Annotated in this window: 22 protein-coding genes; 11 read left to right on the top strand and 11 right to left on the bottom strand. The window is 44.9% G+C overall.

The window, feature by feature from the left end:
• Positions 1 to 94 precede the first annotated feature (94 nt).
• The 5 genes from OC23_RS16900 to OC23_RS16880 all read right to left on the bottom strand — a co-directional run bounded on the left by OC23_RS16900 (position 95) and on the right by OC23_RS16880 (position 4,738).
• Positions 95 to 565 carry a hypothetical protein gene (locus tag OC23_RS16900; protein ID WP_038346146.1) on the bottom strand — a complete coding sequence of 157 codons (471 nt, stop codon included), beginning with the start codon at positions 563 to 565 and terminating at the stop codon, positions 95 to 97.
• A 76-nt stretch (positions 566 to 641) separates the two neighbouring features.
• On the bottom strand, positions 642 to 2,708 hold the full coding sequence (glyS, locus tag OC23_RS16895; RefSeq protein ID WP_038346145.1) for a glycine--tRNA ligase subunit beta: 2,067 nt from the start codon (positions 2,706 to 2,708) through the stop codon (positions 642 to 644).
• Positions 2,705 to 3,181, bottom strand: a complete 477-nt coding sequence (locus OC23_RS16890; RefSeq protein WP_038346144.1) for a DUF6678 family protein — start codon at positions 3,179 to 3,181, stop codon at positions 2,705 to 2,707. The genes glyS and OC23_RS16890 overlap by 4 nt, the downstream gene beginning before the upstream one ends.
• 13 nt (positions 3,182 to 3,194) lie before the next feature.
• Complete coding sequence (gene glyQ / locus OC23_RS16885) at positions 3,195 to 4,172, bottom strand: glycine--tRNA ligase subunit alpha (RefSeq protein ID WP_038346142.1); 978 nt, start codon at positions 4,170 to 4,172, stop codon at positions 3,195 to 3,197.
• 92 nt (positions 4,173 to 4,264) lie between these two features.
• Positions 4,265 to 4,738, bottom strand: a complete 474-nt coding sequence (locus OC23_RS16880) for a hypothetical protein (protein WP_038346141.1) — start codon at positions 4,736 to 4,738, stop codon at positions 4,265 to 4,267.
• A gap of 152 nt (positions 4,739 to 4,890) precedes the next feature.
• Between OC23_RS16880 and OC23_RS16875 the strand changes: the two genes are divergently transcribed.
• The 5 genes from OC23_RS16875 to OC23_RS16855 all read left to right on the top strand — a co-directional run bounded on the left by OC23_RS16875 (position 4,891) and on the right by OC23_RS16855 (position 9,728).
• Positions 4,891 to 5,685 (top strand): tetratricopeptide repeat protein, encoded by a 795-nt coding sequence (locus OC23_RS16875; RefSeq protein WP_038346140.1) that lies wholly within the window; start codon positions 4,891 to 4,893, stop codon positions 5,683 to 5,685.
• Between the two features lie 213 nt (positions 5,686 to 5,898).
• Positions 5,899 to 7,161 (top strand): putative DNA modification/repair radical SAM protein, encoded by a 1,263-nt coding sequence (locus OC23_RS16870; RefSeq protein ID WP_038346139.1) that lies wholly within the window; start codon positions 5,899 to 5,901, stop codon positions 7,159 to 7,161.
• A gap of 2 nt (positions 7,162 to 7,163) precedes the next feature.
• Entirely contained in the window at positions 7,164 to 7,955 is a 792-nt protein-coding gene (locus tag OC23_RS16865; RefSeq protein ID WP_038346138.1) for a TIGR03915 family putative DNA repair protein, read from the top strand.
• A 131-nt stretch (positions 7,956 to 8,086) separates the two neighbouring features.
• On the top strand, positions 8,087 to 8,503 hold the full coding sequence (locus tag OC23_RS16860) for a lysozyme inhibitor LprI family protein (protein ID WP_038346449.1): 417 nt from the start codon (positions 8,087 to 8,089) through the stop codon (positions 8,501 to 8,503).
• A gap of 121 nt (positions 8,504 to 8,624) precedes the next feature.
• Positions 8,625 to 9,728 carry an HPP family protein gene (locus tag OC23_RS16855; RefSeq protein ID WP_038346137.1) on the top strand — a complete coding sequence of 368 codons (1,104 nt, stop codon included), beginning with the start codon at positions 8,625 to 8,627 and terminating at the stop codon, positions 9,726 to 9,728.
• A 62-nt stretch (positions 9,729 to 9,790) separates the two neighbouring features.
• Here the strand turns inward: OC23_RS16855 and OC23_RS16850 are convergent, their stop codons facing one another.
• Positions 9,791 to 10,060, bottom strand: a complete 270-nt coding sequence (locus OC23_RS16850) for a PspC domain-containing protein (protein ID WP_038346136.1) — start codon at positions 10,058 to 10,060, stop codon at positions 9,791 to 9,793.
• Positions 10,061 to 10,411: 351 nt separating this feature from the next.
• Between OC23_RS16850 and OC23_RS16845 the strand changes: the two genes are divergently transcribed.
• Positions 10,412 to 11,083, top strand: a complete 672-nt coding sequence (locus OC23_RS16845; RefSeq protein WP_038346135.1) for a hypothetical protein — start codon at positions 10,412 to 10,414, stop codon at positions 11,081 to 11,083.
• 56 nt (positions 11,084 to 11,139) lie between these two features.
• Here the strand turns inward: OC23_RS16845 and OC23_RS16840 are convergent, their stop codons facing one another.
• A complete protein-coding gene (locus OC23_RS16840; RefSeq protein ID WP_038346134.1) occupies positions 11,140 to 12,963 on the bottom strand; it encodes an acyl-CoA dehydrogenase C-terminal domain-containing protein in 1,824 nt (607 codons plus the stop codon).
• 239 nt (positions 12,964 to 13,202) lie between these two features.
• Between OC23_RS16840 and OC23_RS16835 the strand changes: the two genes are divergently transcribed.
• Positions 13,203 to 15,515, top strand: a complete 2,313-nt coding sequence (locus OC23_RS16835) for a hypothetical protein (RefSeq protein WP_038346133.1) — start codon at positions 13,203 to 13,205, stop codon at positions 15,513 to 15,515.
• A gap of 61 nt (positions 15,516 to 15,576) precedes the next feature.
• On the opposite strand, the gene aroE is transcribed toward OC23_RS16835, so the two are convergent.
• Positions 15,577 to 16,365, bottom strand: a complete 789-nt coding sequence (gene aroE, locus OC23_RS16830) for a shikimate dehydrogenase (RefSeq protein ID WP_038346132.1) — start codon at positions 16,363 to 16,365, stop codon at positions 15,577 to 15,579.
• Positions 16,366 to 16,522: 157 nt separating this feature from the next.
• Here aroE and OC23_RS16825 point away from each other — a divergent pair, with 157 nt between their 5' ends.
• Complete coding sequence (locus OC23_RS16825; RefSeq protein WP_038346131.1) at positions 16,523 to 17,104, top strand: histidine phosphatase family protein; 582 nt, start codon at positions 16,523 to 16,525, stop codon at positions 17,102 to 17,104.
• A 54-nt stretch (positions 17,105 to 17,158) separates the two neighbouring features.
• Here OC23_RS16825 and hemF read toward each other — a convergent pair whose 3' ends face one another.
• A complete protein-coding gene (hemF, locus tag OC23_RS16820; RefSeq protein WP_038346130.1) occupies positions 17,159 to 18,100 on the bottom strand; it encodes an oxygen-dependent coproporphyrinogen oxidase in 942 nt (313 codons plus the stop codon).
• 131 nt (positions 18,101 to 18,231) lie between these two features.
• On the bottom strand, positions 18,232 to 18,834 hold the full coding sequence (gene ribA / locus OC23_RS16815) for a GTP cyclohydrolase II (RefSeq protein WP_038346448.1): 603 nt from the start codon (positions 18,832 to 18,834) through the stop codon (positions 18,232 to 18,234).
• Between the two features lie 305 nt (positions 18,835 to 19,139).
• Here ribA and dxs point away from each other — a divergent pair, with 305 nt between their 5' ends.
• Together dxs and OC23_RS16805 are read left to right on the top strand one after the other, a co-directional pair.
• Positions 19,140 to 21,035 carry a 1-deoxy-D-xylulose-5-phosphate synthase gene (gene dxs / locus OC23_RS16810; protein ID WP_038346129.1) on the top strand — a complete coding sequence of 632 codons (1,896 nt, stop codon included), beginning with the start codon at positions 19,140 to 19,142 and terminating at the stop codon, positions 21,033 to 21,035.
• Positions 21,036 to 21,171: 136 nt separating this feature from the next.
• Positions 21,172 to 22,002 (top strand): inositol monophosphatase family protein, encoded by an 831-nt coding sequence (locus OC23_RS16805; RefSeq protein WP_038346127.1) that lies wholly within the window; start codon positions 21,172 to 21,174, stop codon positions 22,000 to 22,002.
• A 41-nt stretch (positions 22,003 to 22,043) separates the two neighbouring features.
• On the opposite strand, the gene OC23_RS16800 is transcribed toward OC23_RS16805, so the two are convergent.
• Positions 22,044 to 22,415, bottom strand: a complete 372-nt coding sequence (locus OC23_RS16800) for a hypothetical protein (RefSeq protein WP_227505573.1) — start codon at positions 22,413 to 22,415, stop codon at positions 22,044 to 22,046.
• Positions 22,416 to 22,848: 433 nt separating this feature from the next.
• On the opposite strand from OC23_RS16800, the gene OC23_RS16795 reads away from it, so the two are divergent.
• Complete coding sequence (locus OC23_RS16795) at positions 22,849 to 24,723, top strand: DEAD/DEAH box helicase (RefSeq protein ID WP_038346123.1); 1,875 nt, start codon at positions 22,849 to 22,851, stop codon at positions 24,721 to 24,723.
• Positions 24,724 to 24,820 lie beyond the last annotated feature (97 nt).

The raw sequence follows: 24,820 nt of genomic DNA, 5'->3' as shown, positions 1-24,820 counted from the left end.
TGTGCGATCGGGCGCAATCGAGATTTTATATCTTATCGTTGTGGAGAAGAAAAGGGTGGTGATGCAAGGAAATTGATACGCTACGTAACCTTTATTAAAAACTTGTGCAGAAAAAGAAGAGAAAAAAGAAGCCAAAAATAGCCAGAAGGATCAGGTAATCTTGTTTGCGTATATCTGCGAGTCGTATGATGGATAAATAGATTGAACCTAAAAAGATGACAGCAAATATAAAGATGCAAGGCAAGGGTAGGTGAAATAGCCATTGGGTATTGCCAAACAGAATAAAAATAAGACTACTGGAAATCCAGTAGAGCAAGGCATATAAAAATTTCCTGAGTGCTAATTGATTGACCGAGTGATCTAAACGCGGTAATACAACGGCCAGAATAATCAGTGCAATCATTCCGCCTAAAATCGAAATGATCATAAAAAACAGGCCACTCATATCGGGTTTGGTTTGAATGAATGGAAAGCGTGTATGGCTTATCCAACTGATCAAGAGTAAAGCGGCATGTATCAAGGCAAGAATGAGATCGATACGATAGTAATTTTTAGATTGCGTCATTTTTATTAATCAATGCACATAAAAAAAACCTGCTATTACTAGCAGGTTTTCTTAAAGGATTCAAATGAATACAGACTTAGCCCTGCAACACACTGATATCTGCAATCGCCGTGAACAGATCACGCAACTGAGCCAATAAACGTAAACGGTTGGCTTTTAATTCAGCATCATCTGCCATGACCATCACACCTTCAAAGAAGGCATCGATTGGCGCACGAAGCGCAGCAAGCTTAGACAAGGCTTCGGTGTAGTTACGTGCAGCAAGCAATGGCTGAACTACAGGTGTGAGTGCAGATAACTCTGCATAAAGTGCTTTTTCAGCCGCTTCTACCAGATTGGCTTCAACCACAGCACCTTCAGGTGCTGCTTCTTTGGCAAGGATATTGGCAACACGTTTGTTTGCCGCAGCCAATGCAGCCGCTTCTGGCAAGGTGCGGAAATGATTGACCGCAGTCACACGCTTATCAAAATCAAGTGGAGATTTTGGTGCAAGTGCTTGAACCGCCTGAATTACATCAACTGCAACGCCTTGGTCCTCATACTTGGCACGGTATCGGCCTTCAAGGAAAGCAACTGCATCGTTACGTGTCTTGTCATGATCTTTGATGATGTCGCCATAACCTTGCAAGGCAAAGTTCACCAGTTCTTCGATGGTCACATCAAGTTCATTTTCGATGATCAGACGCAAGATACCAATCGCAGAACGGCGTAATGCAAATGGGTCTTTCGAACCTGTTGGTGCCTGACCAATCCCGAAAATACCGACCAACGTATCTAAACGATCGGCAAGGGCAATGGTTGTACCGGTTTTGGTTTGAGGTAATACATCGCCTGCAAATTTCGGTAAATACTGTTCACCTAAAGCTTCAGCGACTTCGTTATTTTCACCTTCAAGACGCGCATAGTACGTGCCTGCAATCCCTTGAAGTTCCGGGAATTCACCCACCAGTTCCGAGGTTAAGTCACATTTGGCCAATAATGCTGCTTTCTCAGCATCGGCTGCATTTGCACCGGTAATTGGCGACAATGCTACAGCCAGTTTGGCAATACGTTGTGATTTATCCCAAAGTGTACCCAATTGTGCCTGGAACACCATGTTGGCCAGTTTTTCTTTACGAGATGCAAGTGGTTGCTTCTGGTCTTGCAAGAAGAAGAACTCCGCATCGGATAAACGCGGGCGAACCACTTTTTCATTGCCTTCAATAATTTGAGCCGGATCTTTAGACTCAATATTTGAAACGGTAATGAAGTAAGGCTGTAATTTACCTTCGGCATTGATTAAGCAGAAATATTTCTGGTTATCCTGCATGGTGGTAATCAAGGCTTCTTGCGGAACCGCCAAATAGCGTTCTTCAAAAGTTGCACGTAAGGCAACAGGCCATTCCACCAGACTGGTCACTTCATCCAGCAAGTCAGCCGGTACAATTGCAGTGGCATTGACTTCATCTGCCAAGGTCTTCACTTGGGCTTGGATCGTGGCTTGACGCTTTGCAAAATCAGCAACCACATAGGCTTGTTCTAACGTTGCCAGATAGTCATTTGCATGCGCCAAAGTCACGGCTTCAGGTGCATGGAAACGATGACCATAAGTCACGTTACCTGTTTTATGATCTTGAATGGTTGCATCAATCACTTGAGCATCTTTCAGCAATACCACCCATTTGACTGGACGCACAAATTCGGTACGGCTTGCTGCTGAACGCATACGTTTTGCGATTGGCAAGTTATCCAGTGCAGTCTGTAAAATTTGCGGCAGTAAAACGTCTAGGCTTTGACCTTTGACATCTTTCAGGAAGCAAACTTTTTCAACTTTACCTGCCTGGAACGTCGAAAGCTGGTCAACGGTAATGCCTTGACCACGCATAAAGCCTTCAAGCGCTTTGGTCGGTTTGCCTTCAGCATCATACGCCGCTTGTACCGCAGGGCCATCAAAACGTTTTTGCGTATCTGCCTGAGCTGCATCGATGTCTACAATTTTTAATGCTAAACGGCGTGGCGCAGCATACGCTTCGATTGAGGCAAAGTTTAAGCCTGCATCTTTTAAGCCTTTTTCAGTTTCTGCCTTGAGTGCATCACGTAAGGTTTTTAAGCTTTTGGGTGGAAGTTCTTCACAACCCAATTCAAATAGTACGGTATGTGTCATTTCCATGTATCCGAAAAAATATGGTGTGGCTGTACAAAGTTGGTTTGAGGTGGAAAATCCGTTTCATCTTTAGGTAAGTATCCCCAAATCCGAATGATATCTTCACGTTGTTCAAACTCTAAACCAATCTTTACCAATAAATTTTTAAATCGAGCCGAGTGGTCAATGATTTTCTTATGTCCCCAAGGCTTTTCTATCTGATGCTCTAATGTACTTAAGTCTAGCCATAACACCCCTGCGAATGGATAGGGCAAATGACCAAACCACTCAACATCCCAATTGCTGATAAATTTATTACTGATCCAGCAATAACGATAACTAGGACCCCAGTCATCGTTTTGCATAAATGTGATCAGCTCAGACCATTTGGTATTGTTGGCAGCACTCACCCATTGGCCATTTTGAACGGCATTCGCAATACGTTGTTGTTGCTCGTCAATACCATAATGGACAATTGAGTGCGGATTTTGCATCAGTAAAACAACTTTAGTCTTTTGCTTTTAATGAAGCTTCTGCTTCAACTTGTGCTTTGAGCTGAGCCAATACTTCATCACGCAAATGCGGTTCTGCCATCGGGAAACCAAGTTTGGCACGGGCCGCCACATAACTTTGTGCAATTGAACGCGCCAAAGTACGAACACGTAAAATATAACGTTGACGTTCAGTGACCGAAATTGCACCACGTGCATCGAGCAAGTTAAAGCAATGTGATGCCTTGATCACCTGTTCGTAGGCTGGAAGTGGCAGTTCCGCTTCGATTAAACGAGACGCTTCAGCTTCATAGAAGTCGAACAGTTCAAACATTTTCTCGACAGGTGCGTATTCAAAGTTATAGGTTGATTGCTCAACTTCGTTTTGATGGAAGACATCACCATAGGTCACTGTACCGAACTGACCCTTCGTCCAGACCAGATCGTAAACCGAGTCTACCCCTTGCAGGTACATCGCCAGACGTTCTAAGCCGTAAGTGATCTCACCTGTAACCGGATAACATTCAACACCACCGACTTGCTGGAAGTAAGTGAACTGGGTCACTTCCATACCGTTTAACCAGACTTCCCAACCTAAGCCCCAAGCGCCAAGTGTTGGCGATTCCCAGTTGTCTTCCACAAAACGGATGTCGTGGGTCAGGGTATCAATGCCGATTGCTTTTAATGAATCGAGATAAAGCTGCTGGATATTGTCCGGGTTTGGTTTTAGCACCACCTGGAACTGATAGTAGTGTTGTAAACGGTTCGGGTTCTCGCCATAACGACCGTCTTTCGGACGACGTGAAGGTTGAACGTATGCCGCGTTCCAGGTTTCTGGCCCTAACGCACGTAAGAAGGTCGCAGTGTGGAATGTGCCTGCGCCCATTTCCATATCATAGGGTTGTAATACGACGCAGCCTTGCTCCGCCCAATAGTTTTGTAGGGCAAGAATCAAGCCCTGAAAGGTATCAATATGCGATATAGCACGACTCATGGTGCATCCACTGGAATCAAACAAAAATTGTGCTTAAGTATAAGGATTTTGGGATGGAGTGGCAAAGGCTTGTTTCTTTACCCGTAAAAAAATTATTCAGCATGATCTATGGCAGATTCTTTCATCTCTTTGGCTTTTAATTTAGGTCGGAACGAGGCAAAAGACCAAAAAATCAGGCTCAGAATAAAACTGATGGTCAGCGTAAAGGTTGAGGCGAACGTATGCCAAACCGTTGGGAAAACATATTCGAATAACGGTTGGTTATGAGAAATATTTTCATAGATAGCCAGAAAGAAATATAACAAGCTAAATGATACATGTGCACCGAACCACATAAACGGAAAAATAAAACGATCTTTGGCAATGAGAATATGACAAATCCGGAGTAAAACCGGAAATAACAGAATATAGTAAATACCGCAAAAAAGACCTGCGATATAAACAAGGTCAAGACTGAATTTTCCGGTAAACAAACAAAATAAGAACAGCAGGCTTATCGGAATAAGAGGCGTAATAATAAGGCTGATTTTAGGTTGATAATCGATATTTTTTGTTGTGTTCATCATAAATAGCGTATTTTCAGGATTTTAAAAATTTTAAGATGATCTGCCGAGCATGTCTATCTGTATTTAAAATATGACGATTATCTTTTGTATACAGGGAACTATAAAATTTTGTTAGGATAACCTGTCATAATTTGAATTAGATTGTTCTGAAAATGAATTTAAAAAAGTATTATCTTGGTATTTTTATATTATTTTTAGGAATTTTGGGTTTTTACTATTTAAAGCATAACTGGACTTATCTTTCTGCTTCTTATGATTATCACTTTAAAGATTTAAGTGCAGATGAATTAAATGATTATGCAGCCTTAGTCTATTATAAGAATATGAATGATCGTATTCGAGATCGAAATTATGATGAAGCGACAAAAGCAAAAAAAGCCTTAAAGGTCGAGCAGCTCTTTCAACAAGCGGCTGAACAAGGAAGTGCTTTAGCTAAATTGAATTTGACGACACTGTATTATCGGAAAGAAGACTTAAGTCGTTTTGTACCTAAGATGTTCAAACTCTCGGAAGAGGCTGCGCAAGCAGGCAATGCTGATGCCCAGTTCAGGGTAGGTACATATTTTCATACAGGTTATGGGGTAGATACAGACTATAAAAAAGCCATGTATTGGTATCGCAAAGCTGCCGAGCAGGGCAATCCGGCGGGAATGAATAATATTGGAGTGCTTTATCAGCAAGGGTTAGGGGTAGAGCAAAATGGCAAGATTTCAACAGAATGGTATATCAAAGCTGCCAAGCTGGGGTATGCAAATGGTCAGGAGAATATGTTTCAAAATTATTATTCTGGCTTAAATGGTTTGCCAGAAAATAAAGAAGAAGCAATGAAATGGCGTGAAATGTGTTATTACCGTACGGAGGAAATACCGATTCAGCCTGTTTTTGATTTTGATCTGAAGAGAAAAGAGACTTATCCAAATACCTGTAAGGATAAAAACAGATTTTAGCCGCTATGCAATAAGGTATAAATATGATGTTAATCCATCTCTATTTATACCTGCCGTTTTAGGGTGATTAATTGTTTGATAATAAATATATTTTTATATCTATTTTATTTAAGCGTCACTCCATGACGTATAGCATCTCTCATGCTCTTAATTTCACAGCATGGACATGCTAATTTTTAGACGATCTTCTCTGTTCTGCCCAGGTCGTTTGAAATGTCTGATCGCATTCGTGAAAAACTCCAGATTCTTGCGGACGCTGCCAAATATGACGTGTCCTGTTCTTCCAGTGGCAGTGACCGTAAAAACAAAGGCAAGGGGCTTGGAGATGCCAGCCATTCAGGAATTTGCCATAGCTATACCGAAGATGGGCGCTGTGTTTCCTTGCTAAAAATCCTGTTCAGTAATGTCTGTATTTTTGATTGTGCCTACTGCGTATCACGTCGTTCTAATGACGTAAAACGGGCAGCCTTTACCGTGCAGGAAGTGGTTGACCTGACCATCAATTTCTATCGGCGTAATTATATTGAAGGACTGTTTCTCAGCTCGGGCATTTTCAAGTCCGCAGACTACACCATGGAACGCATGCTACAGGTGGTAAAGAAGCTGCGTCTGGAAGAAAATTTTAACGGTTATATTCATCTCAAAACCATTCCGGGTGCATCACCGGAGCTGATCCATGAAGCAGGGCTATATGCCGACCGGATGAGTATCAATCTGGAAATGCCGACAGAAGCCGGACTGAAAACTTTTGCCCCTGAAAAATCGCATCAGGAAGTACAAAAAGATTTGGGTCTGGTTCGCGATCGCCTGATTCAGTTGAAGGATGAACGGCAGGTGATCAAGCATGTGCCGAAATATGTACCTGCCGGGCAAACTACACAGATGGTGGTGGGGGCGCATCAGGAAACCGATCAGGATGTATTGTTAATGGCAGATCGGCACTATAAGGAATTTAAACTCAAACGGGTTTATTTTTCGGGTTATATCCCGATCAATACCGAAAATCATTATTTACCTGCTGTGGGGTCTGCGCCGCCGCTATTACGTGAAAACCGGCTGTACCAGAGTGACTGGTTGATGCGTTTTTATGGCTTTCAGGTCAATGAAATCGTGGATGAGCATTTTCCGCATCTGGATCTGGATATTGACCCGAAGCTGAGCTGGGCCTTACGCCATCCTGAACAGTTCCCGGTGGACTTAAATCGCGCCGATTACCGGATGGTACTGCGGGTGCCGGGTATCGGGGTGAAGTCGGCCAGGAAAATTGTGCAGGCTAGACGTTTTGGCAAAATCCATATTGATTTGCTAAAACAGCTCGGTGTGGCTTATTCGCGGGCAAAGTTTTTTATTCGCTGTGAAGACAGTCCGCGTTTCCAGAAAGAACTTGCTCCTCATGATATCCGTCAGCGAATCTTGATGCAGGGTTCCTCAAAGTATGTGCAACAACTGTCCCCACAGCTGAGTTTAGGCTTTTAACCGTGCTGACTGATCCTGTGGCGTATTGCTTTGATGGTTCCATGGCCGGGTTGTTGAGCTGTGTGTTTCGTGCTTTTCAGTTTAAAGAATTTGAAGTGCAGCTATGTCTGCCACACCAGACCCAGCATGGCCTGTTTTCCAGTCTGATCGAGGTGCCGACCCATGAACAGCATGCGCAACGGGTCTGGGCGGGCTTGCAACAAAAACTGTCGCAGTCAGCCTTGAGGCAGTTGTATTTTACCTCTCTATCAGAATCGCTGGCGGCCTATCAGCACCTGTTTCAGTATTGTATTTATGTATTTCAGCAGCAGGCTTCCATTGAAAAGGACTATTCACATCCGAGTGTGCTGGCAATTGCGCAATGGACCAAAAAGGTCGGGCGGGAAAAGCACCGCATGGAGGCATTTATACGTTTCAAGAAAACCTCGGATGGACTGTTTCTTAGTCTGGTACGGCCAGATTTTAATGTATTACCGCTCATTCAGCCGCATTTTAAACGCCGTTATCAGGATCAGCACTGGCTGATCTATGATGAGCAGCGGCACTACGGCTTGTATTATGACTTGCATGAGATTCATGAAGTCTCGATGGATGTACATGAGGTCGACCGGCATATCGAAACCGGCTTTAGTCAAAGCTTCCAGCTGGAGCTGGATGAGCAGGAAGTATTATATGATCAGCTATGGAAAGATTACTTTAATAGCGTCAACATTAAAGAGCGGCAAAATATCAAGCTCCATGTGCAGTATTTGCCAAAACGATACTGGCGTTATCTGAATGAAAAATATATTTAATGACGGGATGCGGCTGAAAAGAAGTACATTTGTGATGTGGCTGCGCTTACAATTGGGGCTGAATAAATAATAATCCTGTTCTGACTTGTTGAGCATGATGATAAAAAATGACGAAAACAAAGAGCTCGAAAATGATGAAATCAAGTTTTAAATGCCTGTTACTGGCAATGATCTGCCTGAGTATGCATGTCTTTGCCGAAGCAGAAAATCAATCAGCAGATGCTTATAGCATTTGTGTGGATGAAACCATTCAGGAACTGGGGCTGGGCAATATCAATAATGCCGTGGTCGCAATTTGCAGTAGCAGGACCAAAGCACAGTATGCCAGACAGATTGTACAGGTACTTGATCAGATCAAGAAACAGAGCAAAGAATATCAACAGCCTGAACGCTATAATGACATCATGAAATCGCAGCAGCTCTGGAAAAACTTTGTAGATCAGGAATGCCGCAATGCCGGCGCGTATATTGGTTCGCCCATGTATGAGTATTGTCCCATGCAAAAATATGGTGAACGGCTGGAACAGCTTCAGGAATATGTGAACTGAAGAAATTTATTTTTCAACAGCTTTACTCATAATCTAAAACTATAATTTAAATACACCTTCAGCTTGAGTAGGCGTATACTGCTGCCTCGAATAAAACAACACGCTTCCAGCAAGGTGCATTGTGAGCTCGACCCCATCAGACTGGCTAAATTTTCTTAAACCCAATTATAAGGTTCTGCCTTTAAAAGAGAGGATGCTAGCAGGCACGGGTGCCTTGTGTGGCCTGGCAATTTCTTCCCTGATTAGCTGGTATGTGCTGGGCGGCATGAATGCCTGGTACATCGCACCGATGGGGGCTTCTTCGGTGCTGTTATTCGCGGTGCCGGCCAGTCCGCTGGCACAACCGTGGAACGTGGTGGTAGGCAATACGCTGGCGGGCATCATCGGGGTGGCCTGTACCCAGTTTTTACCCGACCTGACCACTGCCTTTAGTGTGGCGGTCGGTTTGGCCATTTTTATGATGATGACTACCGATTCATTGCATCCGCCAAGCGGTGCCGTTGCCATTACTGCGGTATTGGGCGGGGAAGCCGTGCATCGACTGGGTTTTCACTTTGTCTTGTATCCCGTTTTGCTGAACTCGGTTTTATTGTTGCTGTTCGCTGTCTTTTTTAACCGTCTTATGGGACGTCATTATCCTCTTACGGCGCATGTCAATGAACGCTCCAAAGACCCGACCCCGACACAGAAGGTCTCGATCCAGCCCAAAGATATTGAATATGCTTTAGAGCATCACACCGAGCTGTTGGACATTAGCCAGTATGATCTGGAAAAAATCATTCTGGAAGCGCAGGAGCATGCCAATGAACGCCTGGTCAATGCCTTTGCCTGTCAGGATATCATGAGCCGTGACGTGATCAAGCTATATGAAAATGATGATATTCATCAGGCGCTGGATAAATTCAAGGCAGTCAACCTGATGAGCCTGCCGGTGGTCAATGCAGAAGAGCAACTGGTGGGAACGCTGGCACTGTATGAAGTCGTCGAATGGTTCAAGGGGGCAACCGATCCGCGTAACTCATGGCAGCATTATGTCCGCCAGATCATGAGCAGACGGGTGGTTACGGTTGACCCGTTACAACCTATTCAGGATCTGGTGCCTTATTTTGTAGAGAAGTCTTTTAATTATATCCCTGTGGTTGAAAACCAGCGTCTGGTCGGGATCGTGAGCCGTGCAGATATGATTGCTGCCTTGCAACAGCAGCTGAATCAAAAATTAAGTTAAAAAAAAGCTACGGTTGGATTGGGGTAAGTTCAACCGTAGCGACCAAAAAGGTAAAAGGCCAATTAACGTTTTATACTCTGGTCTTCATATACCGTTCTGACGGGTTGCTGGTAGCCTTGCACATGATCAACACGAACATGCTGCTTTTTTGGCATCACCAGCCACAAAATGAGGTAAACCAGAATACCAGGAAAGGCGGCACTCATAATCGAGATCACAACAAAGATCAGGCGTAATAAATTTGCATTCCAACCAAACCGTTCCGCAATACCGCCCATTACACCAGCGATCATGCTTTGTTGGTTTGAGCGATATAAACCAGCGTTGGTCATCGAGTTTGTCTCCTTAAATTCATGAAACAGCAGCAAAAAGTAAAATATTCATGGACTGAATAGCGACTGTTATTTAAGAAATAGGGGCGATCGGTTTTTTTTAAAGTTTAAACACATGAGAGATTAGTTACGTTGTGTAACTTGTTGCTGGAAAAACCAACAGCATCGCCTAAAATGCACCGACTTAAAGCACACTGCTTTTTCGATTTGCTATTTCTATCTTATTGCGACCGTTTTATTGACCCGTTCGGGCCATGAACGAGCAGGCTATTGATTTCCTATATTCGGCAAAAATTAGGCTATGCAGTGAAAAGTACGCGATAACGATGTTGATGTTAGAGATTTATAGATATGCAGTTCAGGTTATTCTTACAGCAGCTGAGTGTAGGAGTTCTATTGGGTCTTGGTTTGACCGCGTGCGATAGCCATCATCCCGAGCCATTAAAGCAACAGACCCAGACGCAATCCGACCTCGACGTGATGCATTTACTCGCAGATGAGCCTGAGCAAGCTTCTGCCGATACAGAGGCCATGTCACTCAATCAGGTGGCCGGACAGGCCACTTTGCCGCATCCGGTAGTACGCAAACATGACCATCATCAGCCTTCTGGTGCAGACCTGATCTATGCTGGGCGCTATCATGCCCGTATTCCCTGTACCGACCCTTTTGCCGGGTGTGTCAATCATGAAAAAGAATCAGAATATATTTTGAACCTGCTAGAGGATGGCTCGGTTTACTGGACCAATACCAGCTTTGGACGGCTTGGTTCTGACCCTTCACGCAGTGTGACCAAGATTGAGCAGACCTGCCGGCAGGTACACTGGCATGTACATAAAGAACTCAATGAAATTATGGTGCGTTGTGATGCGGCAGATTTAAATCTGTATTACCAGATTAATCCGAACCGGGATCTGGTTTTCAATCTGGACAAGATGTGGAATGAGGGCAATGGCAATAACCGCAAGTTCTTTAAAGAATATCCTTTTCCGCAGCAAGCCTATGTTTTTAAAAGAGTGGAATAAATATTCCATCCTGCTATAAAAAAGAGCGCATTTAGCGCTCTTTTTTACAGTCATGATTAGTAATCGAAGCTGAAGTGTTCCGGTGCCAGAGAGGTCAGGGTGCGGGAGGTTGTTACCATTGACTCGGCATGGCCTTGTGCACGTGGCAATAAACGGTCGAAGTAAAAGTCAGCCACCTTGATTTTGGCTTTATAGAATTCAGGCGTTTCGATCCCGTTTCCAGCCTCAAGCTTTTCTGAGGCAACGACTGCCTGTTGTGCCCAGAAATAGGCCATCATCACATAACCCGAGAACATCAGGAAATCAACCGAAGCTGACGAAACGATATCACGGTCTTTACGTGCAGCCAGCATGATACGTACAGTCAGGGTGTTCCATTGCGCACAAAGCTTGGTCAGATCCCAGGCAAAACGACGCAGGTATTTATTACGTGCATGGGCTGCACAGAATTTCAGGATTTCAGCCGTGTAATCACGAACCACTTTGCCTTTCGAGCTTAACAGGACTTTACGGCCAATCAGGTCAAGTGCCTGAATGCCTGTGGTGCCTTCATACAGGGTAGAAATACGTGCATCACGTGCAATCTGTTCCATGCCCCATTCGCGGATATAGCCATGGCCGCCGTAAACCTGCATACCATGGTTAGCTGCTTCTAGACCCAGTTCGGTCAGGAAGCCTTTCAGGATCGGGGTGTAGAAACCGAGTTTGTCGTCATATTCTTCAAACTTTGCCTGATCGCCATTTGCCAGTGCATCCGACATTTTATCTGCAAGTTTGGCTGCATGATAAATCATTGAGCGGCCGCCTTCAGCAATGGCTTTCTGGGTTAACAGCATCCGGCGAACGTCTGCATGGTGAATAAGCGCATCGGCAACGCGCTCAGGCTCTTTCTTGCCAGACAGGGCGCGCATGGACATACGGTCTTTGGCGTATGGTAAAGCCCCCTGGAAAGAAAGCTCGGCATGGGCAATCCCTTGAACAGCAGTACCGATACGTGCCGTGTTCATAAAGGTAAACATGGCATGTAAACCTTTATTGACTTCACCAATCAGGTAGCCCGTTGCATTGTCAAAGTTGAGCACTGCAGTTGCAGAGGCCTTGATCCCCATTTTGTGTTCGATCGAACCGCAAGACACGCTATTGCGTTCACCCACACCACCTTCGGCAGTCGGGATGAATTTAGGCACGATAAATAAAGAGATACCACGTGTACCGGCAGGAGCATCCGGAAGGCGCGCCAGCACGATATGAATGATGTTTTCGGTTAAGTCATGTTCACCGGCAGAGATGAAGATCTTGGTACCAGAAATTTTATAGGTGCCGTCTTCATTCGGTTCGGCCTTGGTTTTGACCTGCCCCAAGTCAGTACCGCATTGAGGCTCGGTCAAGCACATGGTGCCTGACCAGGTGCCTTCTACCAGTTTTGGCATATAGGTATTTTTTTGCTCGTCCGTACCAAACTGCATGATGGTATTCATACACCCTGTACTGAGCCCCGGATACATGGTGAATGACCAGTTTGCCGTCCCCATCATTTCAGACTTGATCAGGTTTAAAGACATCGGCAGGCCTTGACCGCCAAATTCTTCCGGATAAGACAGACCTTGCCAGCCCCCCATGACAAACTGGTCATAGGCTTCTTTAAACCCTTTCGGCGTCTTGACTTCGCCATTGTTGAACGTACAGCCTTCTTCATCACCAGACTGATTCAGTGGAGAAAGTACGTTTTCACAATAATCTGCTGCACCTTCAAGAATCATATCAACTGTATCAGCATCCGCATTTTGACCACTTGTCAAAGTTTGGTAATGTGCTGGATAATCTAACATTTCGTTCATCAAGAAACGAATGTCACGGAGCGGGGCTTTATAAGCTGGCATAGTCTTAATCCTGTATTTGAATCATTTTGGATTATCTGTTTCGATACTTTGATTATTCACAATGACGATAAAAATACATTGATAACCACGGGGGAAAAGAATGTCAGAAAAGCGAATCGTCCAGATTGGATGAACCGGGGAAAATCACTTTTCTGTTGATGTTTAACCGCATCTTAAATGTGAAAAATACTGAAATTTATACTTGAAAATATAATGATATAAAGGGGTCTGGTAAAGCTATGCGTCTAAAATATTTAACTTTATGTTTAATGGGTCTGAGTCTTGGTGCATGTTCTCAACATGTCATTAAAACCAATCCGGTATCTACCAGCCTAGAGCAGAAGGCCGTGAATAGCCTGAATGCAATGTATGAATATCCAAGCTATGATTACCGGGGTAAATTCAAGGTTCATATTGACCAGAACCCGACTAAAAAAGAGACTACAAGCCAGCCTGTAGAGTTGGATGCCGCCCTTAAACACAAAGTTGATCAATACCTGAGTGATCAAAAGGTCACGTTGTCCCGGCCGCAAAAGCAGGCTTTATATACGGCTCTTGCCCAAGAACAAAAAACTCATGCCCGTTCCAGCGCCGACAAGTTTATGCAGGTGATGGGCAATATCTTAAATGACATGCAGTTTGAATATGATGGCTCGGTACATTATCGCCAGAAAATGGGCTCATTTAACCTGACCGCACGTTATGAAAAGCCGACGTTACTGGTCCAGGCCAAGGTGCCGATGGTGCTTGATCTGAATCATTATAAATTCTATATCAACAACTTTGCCCTGATGCCTTATCTGGTCAATAAGGAGAACCAAAACAAGCTGGCCTATCTGGATTTTTCAAAATATCAGGATAGGTTCAAGCAGGTTGACTACAAGAAGTTTGCTGAATATGTCAAAGCCTCTGGCGCCGTGTACTATCGTCTTGCCGATCAAAATAACATTCAGGCCTTATCGGTTTCTTCTGCTGATCAGGCGGCAGGCGTAGTGGAAAAAATTCGCTTAAAAACCTCGGTTGAAGAACTGATCCTGCAAGCGAATTTATATAGCAAGGTTAATGAAAAGTATTTCATGCAAAGCGTTTTAAATCTGAACGCGCAAAATTTAGAAAAGCTGGTTGCAGATGAAGTGGCGAATGCCGGTCAGGCAAAATCTAAAGCGTCATTATTAGATGCAAAAGATTCGGCAGATGATGCCAGCTTAGTGAGCCAACAGCTATATCGTCTTGTGAATCAGCATTTTGGTGTTGAAGATGTCGAGGCCGATGATGCTGATGAGCGTGCAGATACGGCGGAAGCAGCAGTGGCTGACGAGCCAAAAGCATCTGAATATCCGGAACTATCTGATGAGCTAGACACATCTGAAGAGCAACAGGCGGGTTTATCTGAGCAACAATGTACAGCCCTGCAAACCGCCCTGAAAACCAGCTATGGCGATGTGCAGTATTGCCAGACTGTTTATAGCATTGATGTATTCTCAGGTCAGCCAGGAGAAGCTGGTTTCCTGACTTATATCCAGAAGTTACAAGCTGTTGAAAAAGAATTCGCGGTTTACGATCAGAACCAGTTTATTGATGATCAGGCATTTAAAACCTTTTGGCTGAAACATCGGGCGGATATTGAGAAAGCTTTACCGCCTGTTGATAAGCGCAATCCATTTGTGATGGATATCGGACTCGATGCCAAGGGACGTGTGGCGAAAATTGACTATGATTTAAATTATGCACTGCCCGAGTTGAAATCTCGTTTTAAGGTCAAAGCTGATATGCTGATTTCCAATTATGGTCAAGGCACGCCGATTGATCAGGCCCAATTGAAACAGGCGAAGTCCTGGACCGAAGCCAGCAAAGGTTCAATGCTGGAGCAGGCGGTGAACAGCTTCTCTGAAAAGCTGGGCCAGACGGGCATTCAGGAACGTTCAGCAGCGCCTTATCGCTTATCTTTAGATGATCAGCTCAACATGATTGCCGAGCAGCGCTATGATGCTACAGGTGCGTATGAGCCGACCTATAAAGCGGTCTTTATTGCCAAACTGACTGAAACTGCACCACAGATTGTTCAGCGTTACTCTAGTCAGGAATTGCAGGAAATTGCCAGTGTGTATGCGTACTGGTATGCCGATGAAGAGATTTATCATCCGGAAGGCAAAGCCCTGCAAAAAATTGAAGCCTTGCAAAAGAAACATCATTTGCAAAATGAAGTGCAGTTTGATGATGATCTGGGACAGGCCGTGAACCGTATCGTGGCTGAGGCAATGCAGGGGAAACAGGCCCGTCAGGAGTGGAGAAAGCTACAGGCTCAATATAAGCAGCCACAACAGTTATTTGCCAAGCAATATCAGCTTCAGTTTGAACAGGAAAATGGGGCTTCAACTGAGGACAAAGTCTTGCTGGCGCAAACTGCAAATATTCTGGGACAAGTCTATGTCGATGCACGTAAAAACAGACTGTCTGAACAATCGATTAAGGCCTTAAAGATTGAGCATAATGAATTTATTGATTATGAGATTTTTAAAGAGGTTTACCAGAAGATGCTTACGGTTCGGTAATGGACTAATTGGCTCTAAAAAAACCTGCATTTTGCAGGTTTTTTTATGGTGTCCGAGGCGTCTATAGGAAATCTTTCAGTTCCGGTTTCACTCCGTTCCAGATGGAGAAGGCTTCAATCGCCTGTCCCACCAGCATGCCATATCCATCCGTTGCAGGGACTTGACGCTGTTGGGCCTGATCCAGAAAACTGGAGGGTTTGCCATAGGCCATTTCATAAGCATGATGGAAAATCAAGCTTTCAGGCAACTGCAAGGTATCTCCCGTTAAACTTGCTGAAGTGGCATTAATCACGAAATCATATTCACCTGACAGTTGCTCCAAACCGGTCGCTTTCAGCTCCGTTTGAGGGACAGCAGCGCTTAGATCTTCAACCAGTTGCTCTGCGCGGGCGAGGGTGCGATTGGCTATCACAATCTGTTTTGCGCCTGCCTGAGCTAAAGGATAGATCACGCCACGGGTTGCACCGCCAGCGCCTAAAATCAGAATGCGACTATTATCCAGATGCCAGCCCAAAGCCTGCATTGCAGCAACCAGCCCCTGACCATCGGTATTGTCGCCATGAAGTTTGCCATCCTGCATCCAGAGTGTATTCACCGCTTTGGCAATCCTGGCACGTTCGGTCAATTGATCACACAGCGCAAAGGCCTGCTCTTTAAACGGGACAGTAACATTTATTCCCACGCCATTCCGGGCAAAGAAGTCCTTGGCGGTACTTTCAAAACCGTCCAGTGGTGTAAGGATTTTTTGATAGTTTAAGTCGACCCCGGTTTTTGCTGCAAAGGCATGGTGAAGCTCGGGTGAGCGTGATTGTTCAATCGGGTTTCCAATTACAGCAAATTGTTTGGTCATGGGTGAATCATTCTTATGCGTTAGTTGAAGTGTATAAATTTGGGGCAAGGGCTGCAATATTGATTTACATCTGAACATGCCAGGTAGGCATGATTACAGCACCAGAACATGATTTGATATTTTTAGATCGTTGTAAAGGTTGAGACTGGTTTTAAGGATGAGTATTTATTTAATTCGGCATGCGCAAAGTGAAGCGAATATCAATGGTCGTGCACGGTCACATGCTGCCATTGAACTGAGTGAGCAGGGTTGGCAACAGGCAAAACAACTTTGTGAAGCGTTACCACCTATTGATCATGTCATGATTTCTAAATACCACCGAACCTATCAGACTGCACAACCAGTTTTACTCAAGTATCAGATCACAGCAGAAGTCGATGATAATTTGCATGAGTTTAGTTATCTTTCGGAAAGCAGGTGCGCCAATACCAATCTGGATGATCGTAAGCAGTGGGTCAATGCGTATTGGGAAAGAATGGATTATGGCTATCGTGATGCCGATGATGCCGAATCTTTTGCTGACTTATATGGGCGAGTGCAATGTGTTCATAAAAGATTAAGTCAATTAGCACAGCAATATATAGATAAGAATTTGGCGGTATTTACCCATGGTCAGTTTTTACAATTATTGCTCACGCTAAGACATGCACCACAGCCTTTGAGTCGAGAACTGATGCAAGATTTTAGAAAGAATTTAATCCAGCAACCCATTCCAAATGCCGCAATCTTTTTATTTTAGGAATCTGCAAAATAATTCATCCCTGAGCTATATGTCAGGGATGAGTCATTTCATTTATGGATTTAGTCCCAGCCAGTCTCTTGGTTTCAGATAATAATCGGTAAGACGTTTTTCTGCCGAATCTGCATCCCATTCAGGTCGATATGACCAACCCGCCAGATTAGGCAAGCTCACCAGAATTGATTCAATCCGGCCACCGGTCTGTAGACCAAACAAGGTACCACGGTCATAGACCAGGTTATATTCGACATAACGGCCACGACGATATAACTGGAACTCACGCTGTGCTTCGGTATAAGGCTGTTCACGATGCTTTTCAAAAATCGGCAAGATCGCGTCTAAATAACCATTACCCACGGCCTGCATATATTTAAAGCAGGTCTCAAAATCCCACTGGTTCAAATCATCAAAGAATAAACCGCCAACACCGCGCTGTTCATCACGGTGTTTTAAATAGAAATAATCATCGCACCATTGTTTATGCTCGGCATAGACATGTTCGCCAAAAGGCTGGCACAGGTCATAGGCTTTCTGGTGCCAGTTCCGGATATCTTCATCATCTGGATAGAAGGGGGTTAAGTCAAAACCGCCACCAAACCACCATACCGGATCATGTCCTTCAGGCTCAGCGACAAATAAACGGACATTGGCATGAGAGGTCGGAATATTTGGGTTTTTCGGGTGAATCACCAATGATACACCCAATGCCTGTGCTTTCGCGCCTGCAATTTGCGGATGACGTTCAGTGGCAGAGGCGGGGAGTTTACTGATATTGATGTGGGAGAACATCACCCCACCTTTTTCAATGACTTCACCATTTTGCAAAACCCGTGAGCGACCGCCACCGCCTTCGCTTCGTTGCCAATCATCAATGATAAACTCAGCGGTACCGCCGCCAGCACGTTCCTGTTGCTCTAGTCCTGCACAAATGCGTGCCTGTAGATCGAGTAAAAACTCGCGAACACGTTGAATATCAGCTGAAGCTGGATGCTGCATGATGATCCTCTTAAAGTGATCCAGGGAATGCTTATATCAAAACATAAAACCCATAAAAAAAGTAAGGGATTTTTAAGTTTTTATCTAAAAATCCCTTAACTGGCTTATTTCTAACTGTTTTATAGGGTGAATCAGAAGTCATCTTTTTTATACAGATGATCCATACGCTCACGTTTAGTCTTTAAATATTGCTCATTGAACGGATTGCGGCCTACCGTAAGCGGAACACGTTCCACCACATTAATCCCCAGATCGGTCAATGCTTTGAGCTTGAGCGGGTTGTTGGTCACCAGTTTCACTTCCTTGACTTGCAGATGGTCCAGCATGATGCTGCACATATCGTAGCGACGGGCATCGGCAGGCAGGTTTAATAGCAGGTTTGCATCTACGGTATCATGTCCCTGATCTTGCAAGGCATAGGCACGGATCTTGTTGGTCAAGCCAATACCACGGCCTTCCTGACGCAAATATAAAATCACGCCTTGACCCGCTTCATTAATCAGGCGCTGGGTGGCCTGTAACTGTGGCCCGCAGTCACATTTCAGCGAAGCAAATGCATCACCGGTCAGGCATTCCGAATGGATTCGTACAAGTACAGGCTTATCTGGAGCAGTTTCTAAACCTTTAGAAAGCGCCACATGTTCTTCACCCGTTTCAGGGTCTTGGAACACGGAAATATTGAAGTCACCAAAAGCGGTTGGTAGCTTTGATGTTGCAATAAATTCAATCGGCACAGAAAACTCACTATGATCATAAAAAACAGTTTGAGTATAGCTTAATGTATCCAGATTGCGTGAATTGGAAATTCTGATTTTTCTCATAAGTTTTTCTTTTTCGTATAAAGCATATAATAATGGTTGATAAACAGTGACATAATTCAGGATAATCTGTGAGTCACTCTCTTGAATTGGCTTGAGAATGTTCAGCACTACATCATTCGCACATGTGGCTGATTGAAGGTAGATCGTATTTAATTGTATGATTGCCCCCATTTAACCCAGCTTCGGATTTGCCAGGCTTAAAAAGGCTTTGCCACATTATGTTGTATACCGAAATTCCAACTCAACGTCCTGTTACGCCATTGTTAGATGGAATTGATCATCCACAACAATTACGTCAGCTCGCGCAAAGCCAACTCGCACAAGTGGCGGATGAGTTGCGTCAATATATTTTGTATGCAGCAGGGCAAAGTGGTGGACACTTTGGCGCAAATCTGGGAGTGGTTGAGCTCACGGTTGCTTTGCACTATTGCTTTAATACACCGGACGATCGTCTGGTCTGGGATGTTGGCCATCAGGCTTATCCGCACAAGGTCCTGACCGGCCGCCGTGACCGTATTACCACCATTCGTAGTAAAGATGGTCTGGCAGCATTCCCGGCACGTGATGAATCTGAATTTGATACCTTCGGGGTCGGCCATTCTTCCACAGCCATTTCAGCCGCTTTGGGGATGTCACTGGCACGCCGTTATCAGAAAGATCCTTGTGATGTGGTTGCCATTGTGGGTGATGGTGCCATGACGGCGGGCATGGCCTTTGAAGCCATGAATGATGCCGTGGCGCATGATGCCGACCTGATCGTGGTTCTAAATGACAATGATATGTCGATCTCGTGCAGTACCGGTGGTTTTGCCAAACATCTGGCCGCTATCTGGGAAACGGGACAGCTGGTCAATGTAAATGAGCAGGGTGAAGCCTATGTTCAGCCTCATCCGAAGTGGACCTATAATTCACGGTTACACCAATCGGCAACCGATGCCGCTGATAATTTATTTAAAGCGATTGGTTTTGATTATTTTGGCCCGTTTGACGGCCATGATGTGGAACAGCTGGCACAGGTTTTCCATGCGCTGAAAAAGCGCAAGGGGCCACGTCTGGTTCATGTCTATACCAAAAAAGGGAAAGGTTTTGCGCCAGCAGAAGCCGATCCGATTACCTATCATGCCATTACCAAAATTGCGCCTGCAGCTGCTGCACCGGTAAAAAAAGCACCACCTAAATACTCTGATGTATTTGGACAATGGCTATGTGATGAAGCTGCACAAGATGAGCGCCTGCTCGCTATTACACCGGCCATGTGTGAAGGCTCAGGCATGGTGAAATTTGCCCAGCAATATCCTGAACGTTTCTTTGATGTAGCGATTGCCGAGCAACATGCAGTGACCTTGGCTGCCGGTATGGCCTGTGAAGGCTTGAAACCGGTTGTCGCGATTTATTCGACATTCCTGCAACGTGGTTATGACCAGTTGATCCATGATGTTGCCTTGCAAAATCTGGATGTTACTTTCGGGATAGACCGTGCCGGTCTGGTGGGAGAAGATGGACCCACTCATGCAGGTGCATACGATTACGCTTATATGCGTACTGTACCGAATATGGTCATCATGGCACCGAAAGATGAAAATGAATGTCGTCAGATGTTACATACCGCTTACCTCTATGAAGGCCCAACTGCGGTACGTTATCCGCGTGGTGCTGGTACGGGCGTTGAGATTCAACAGCAGATGACTGCTTTGCCAATTGGCAAGTCGGAAATCGTGGCCGAATTTAATGCTGATGCTGAACAGTACATCAGTATTCTGGCATTTGGTAGTCGCGTTGCACCATCGGTTGAAGCTGCACAACAGTTTGCACAGAAACATGCGATTGGCGTGCGGGTTGTGAATATGCGTTTTGTGAAGCCACTGGACGAGCAGATGATTCGTGACCTGGCTGCAACTACCCAGTTGTTTGTAACGGTTGAAGAGCATGCCGTAATGGCTGGTGCAGGCAGTGCAGTGAATGAATTCATGGCACATGCCAAGATTGTCAAACCGATCCTGAATCTGGGTTTGCCAGATAGCTTCCTGCATCAGGCGACGCATCAGCAAATGCTGCAAGATTGTGGTCTGGATGCTCAAGGCATCTTGGCTTCAATTGAGCAAGCCTGGTTGTAATTTAATAAGTCCATGTAAAAGCGAAAATAATTTTTCGCAACATTTTTCCCCTAAAAGCGCTTATATTTGCTAGAATATACGCGCTTTTATGCATTATTCTTTGTCAAAATCTTCAAATTTGTAGTGGGTGTTCACAATGGAACCTATGGTGGTTATGGCTGCGCGTGCGGCTCAAACAGTTGGTCAAGAGCTTTTAAAGGCACATCAAAATCGTCATAAACTCGATTTACAAGTTGAAGAAAAAGGCATTGATGGTCCGGTAACACGCGTTGATCGTTACTTGGAACAGCTTACAATTGATACACTTCGCAAAAGCTATAAAAACCACAGCTTCCTTGGTGAAGAGTTTGGTCTGCAAGAAGGTAAAGGTCATGATGCAGACTGGTGCTGGGTGATTGATCCTCTAGACGGCACACAAAACTTTATCAACGGTTTCCCGCATTTCTGTATTTCGATTGCAGTACAACATAAAGGTGTGACTCAACACGGTGTGATCTATGATCCGGTACGTGATGAGCTATTCTCTGCCAGCCGTGGTCGTGGTGCAGTGATGAACCAGCGCCGTATCCGTGTCAATGTAAAAGAAAACCTTGAAAATACTTTCCTTGCAGTCGGTCATCCGTACCGTGCCAAGCGTAATGGTGAAATCGTTTCTTATGCAGAGCAACATTTTGCTTCATTATTGGCAGTGACCAAATCTGGCGCGCAAATCCGTCGTGGCGGCTCGGCTGCTTTAGACCTGGCCTATGTTGCTGCGGGTCGTTTTGATGGTTTCTTCGAGCTTGGCTTAAAACCGTGGGATATCGCTGCGGGTGAGTTGATCGTGAAAGAAGCGGGCGGTGTGGTTGTTGATGCACGTGGTGGCAATGAATCATTTGACAATGGTCAGGTGCTTGCGTGTTCATTGAAGATGTTAAAACCATTGATGCAAGCCGTTGTTCCAGCCTGGGGCGATGCTGCAAAATAATTTGTAGATTAAAAAAAGAGTAGCAACTAGCTACTCTTTTTTTAATGCAATAGAGCAGGAATAATAAATAGCTGACATAAAAGCAGAATAACCGTATTGATTAAATAGGCAGCCCAATATGGCGGGGCATGCATTGACCCGAAAAGTGCAATCAGCAACTGTCCAAGCACAATCAGGCTATAGACGGTATAGGCCAGGATGGGGGATGTCTGTTCGGCTCCGAGCTGGATTGCGAGGCCACGGACCATAAAATAAATTGAAAAAAGAATACAGGTTAACACGACCCCTTTAACCGGATACTCAAAGACGTATTCAGCAGTACGAATGAATGGATAGGGATTTTCTTGCTGTCCCTGATAAATAATATGCAGGCAGCCAAAGAGCCATAAAGCTGCTAAAAACCTGATGAGCATAGAATTATTTTGTATCTGGTTTTTCATGTCTAAGTTAAAATAATCTGTTGTTGTCAATCAGGATAATTGGATATTTAATGGAAATGTATTATTTATTTGTGGCCGTCAGGCCGAGTATTTTCTAAAAAAACGTGACTTTCTTAAACTTTCTGCTATAATCCGCCCACGCACTTAAATTCCAGTTCATTACCTGAACATTCAGTTCTATTCATATTAGCGCACGCTGTCCATAGAGAGGACCACATCTTGCGCCCAAATCGCTTAGCGATTCTTCAGGTTGAGGCAGTAATCAAGCGTGCGTTTAGTCCACATCGTCGTTATTCGGATCGCCGCTGAATTTCATTTATTTTCAGCTTGAGTCGCTTTGCCGCTTGTTGCCGATGTCTATTTTTGTATTTATTAAAATGGAGCACCCTTCAGGGTGAAACTCTCTATGAGCAAAACTTTTGCCGAATTTTCTTTGCACGAAACCTTACAACAAGCCCTAGAAGGTTTAGGTTTTACTACACCAACTCCTGTGCAAGAACAAGCGATTCCAGCTGCTTTAGAAGGAAAAGACTTATTAGTTTCAAGCCAGACCGGTTCTGGTAAAACTGCAGCATTCTTACTTCCAACATTAAATGCCTTAGCGGGTCAGGAAACTTTTGTGCCATTTAAAGAGCGCATGAAAGCAGTAACCCAGCCAACCATTTTGGTGATTTCGCCTACACGTGAATTGGCTCAACAGGTGAGCCAGGACGCGATTGCATTTGTACGTCACATGAAAGGTGTCCGTATTGCTGCAATTATGGGCGGTATGCCTTTTGGTAAGCAAATCCAGCAGTTGAAAGGCGCACAGGTTGTGGTTGCAACACCAGGGCGTTTACTTGACCTGGTAAACCGTCGTCAATTAAAACTTGATAAAGTTGAATCTCTGATTGTTGACGAAGCTGACCGCATGCTTGATCTTGGCTTTGCTGAAGATCTGGAAGCGATTGGTGAATTGGCTGCAAACCGTAACCAAACCCTGATGTTCTCTGCAACGTTTGCAGACCGTATTATCCGTCTTGCTGAAAGCATGATGAATGATCCGCAACGTATTGCCATTGAAACTGGTCACAGTACCAACACTGATGTAACTCAAACATTACATTGGACTGACGGTTTCGAGCACAAGAAAAAATTATTGACGCACTGGCTATCTGACGAGTCGGTAGATCAAGCGGTTGTATTTGCAAGCACCCAAGAAGATACCGATATGCTGGCTGAAGAACTGGCTGAAGCGGGTCACTCTGTGGTTGCACTCCATGGTGCGATGCCACAAACCGTTCGTAACCGCCGTTTACGTAGCATTCGTGAAGGCCGTGCAAAAATCCTGGTTGCAACCGATGTTGCAGCACGTGGTTTAGATGTACCAACCATTTCTCACGTGATTAACTTCGGTTTACCGATGAAGAATGAAGACTATGTACACCGTATTGGCCGTACCGGTCGTGCAGGCCGTACCGGTCAGGCAGTAACATTGGCGACTTACCGTGAGCGTGGCAAAATCCGTGCTTTGGAAGATTATTTAGATGCACGTTTAAATGTATCTGAAATCGAAGGTTTAGAACCATCTCCACCTCCTGCACGTTCAGGTCGTGATGGTGGTGGTCGTGGTCGCGGTGGTCGTGACGGCCGTGGTCGTGGCGGTTTTGGCGGTGGTCGTCGCTTTGAAGGTGAAGGTAACTTCAAACGTCGTGAAGGCGGTGATGACCGTCCACGTCGTAGCTTTGATGACAAGCCACGTGGTGAGCGTCCGGCATTTGGTGGCGAAGATCGTCCACGTCGTGAATTCAACTCTGACCGTCCACGTCGTGAGTTCAATTCAGATCGTCCACGCCGTGAAGGTGGTTTTGAAGACCGTCCACGTCGCGAGTTTAATTCGGATCGTCCACGTCGTGAAGGCGGTTTTGATGACCGTCCAAAGCGTAGTTTTGGTGGTGAAGACCGTCCGCGTCGCGAGTTCAATTCGGATCGCCCACGCCGTGAAGGTGGCTTCAACGATAAACCGCGTTTTGACTCAAATGATGACAACCGTGGTAACCGCGTAGATTATAAACCACGTCGTGAAGGTGGCTTCGGCGACCGTCCTAAACGTGATTTCGGTGATCGTCCACAACGCGAAGGCGGTTTTGGTGATCGCAAGCGCAGCTTCGGTGATGACCGTCCAAAGCGCAGTTTTGGCGATGACCGTCCAAAACGTAAATTTGGCGGTGAAGACCGTCCGGTACGTGGTACCCGTGAAGAGCATTTCGGTGGCGACCGTCGTCGTAAAAACGATTTTTAATCGTTAAAAACCGATAAAAACAAGAAGCCAGTTGAAAAACTGGCTTTTTTATTTCGGGTTAGTCATGTAAAATTAAAAAAATGTGTACTAATTCAAA

It is taken from the genome of Acinetobacter sp. A47 (assembly GCF_000805455.1).
Lineage (GTDB): Bacteria > Pseudomonadota > Gammaproteobacteria > Pseudomonadales > Moraxellaceae > Acinetobacter.
Note: the sequence above shows the minus strand (reverse complement) of the source record. Positions and strands in the feature narration are given on the sequence as shown.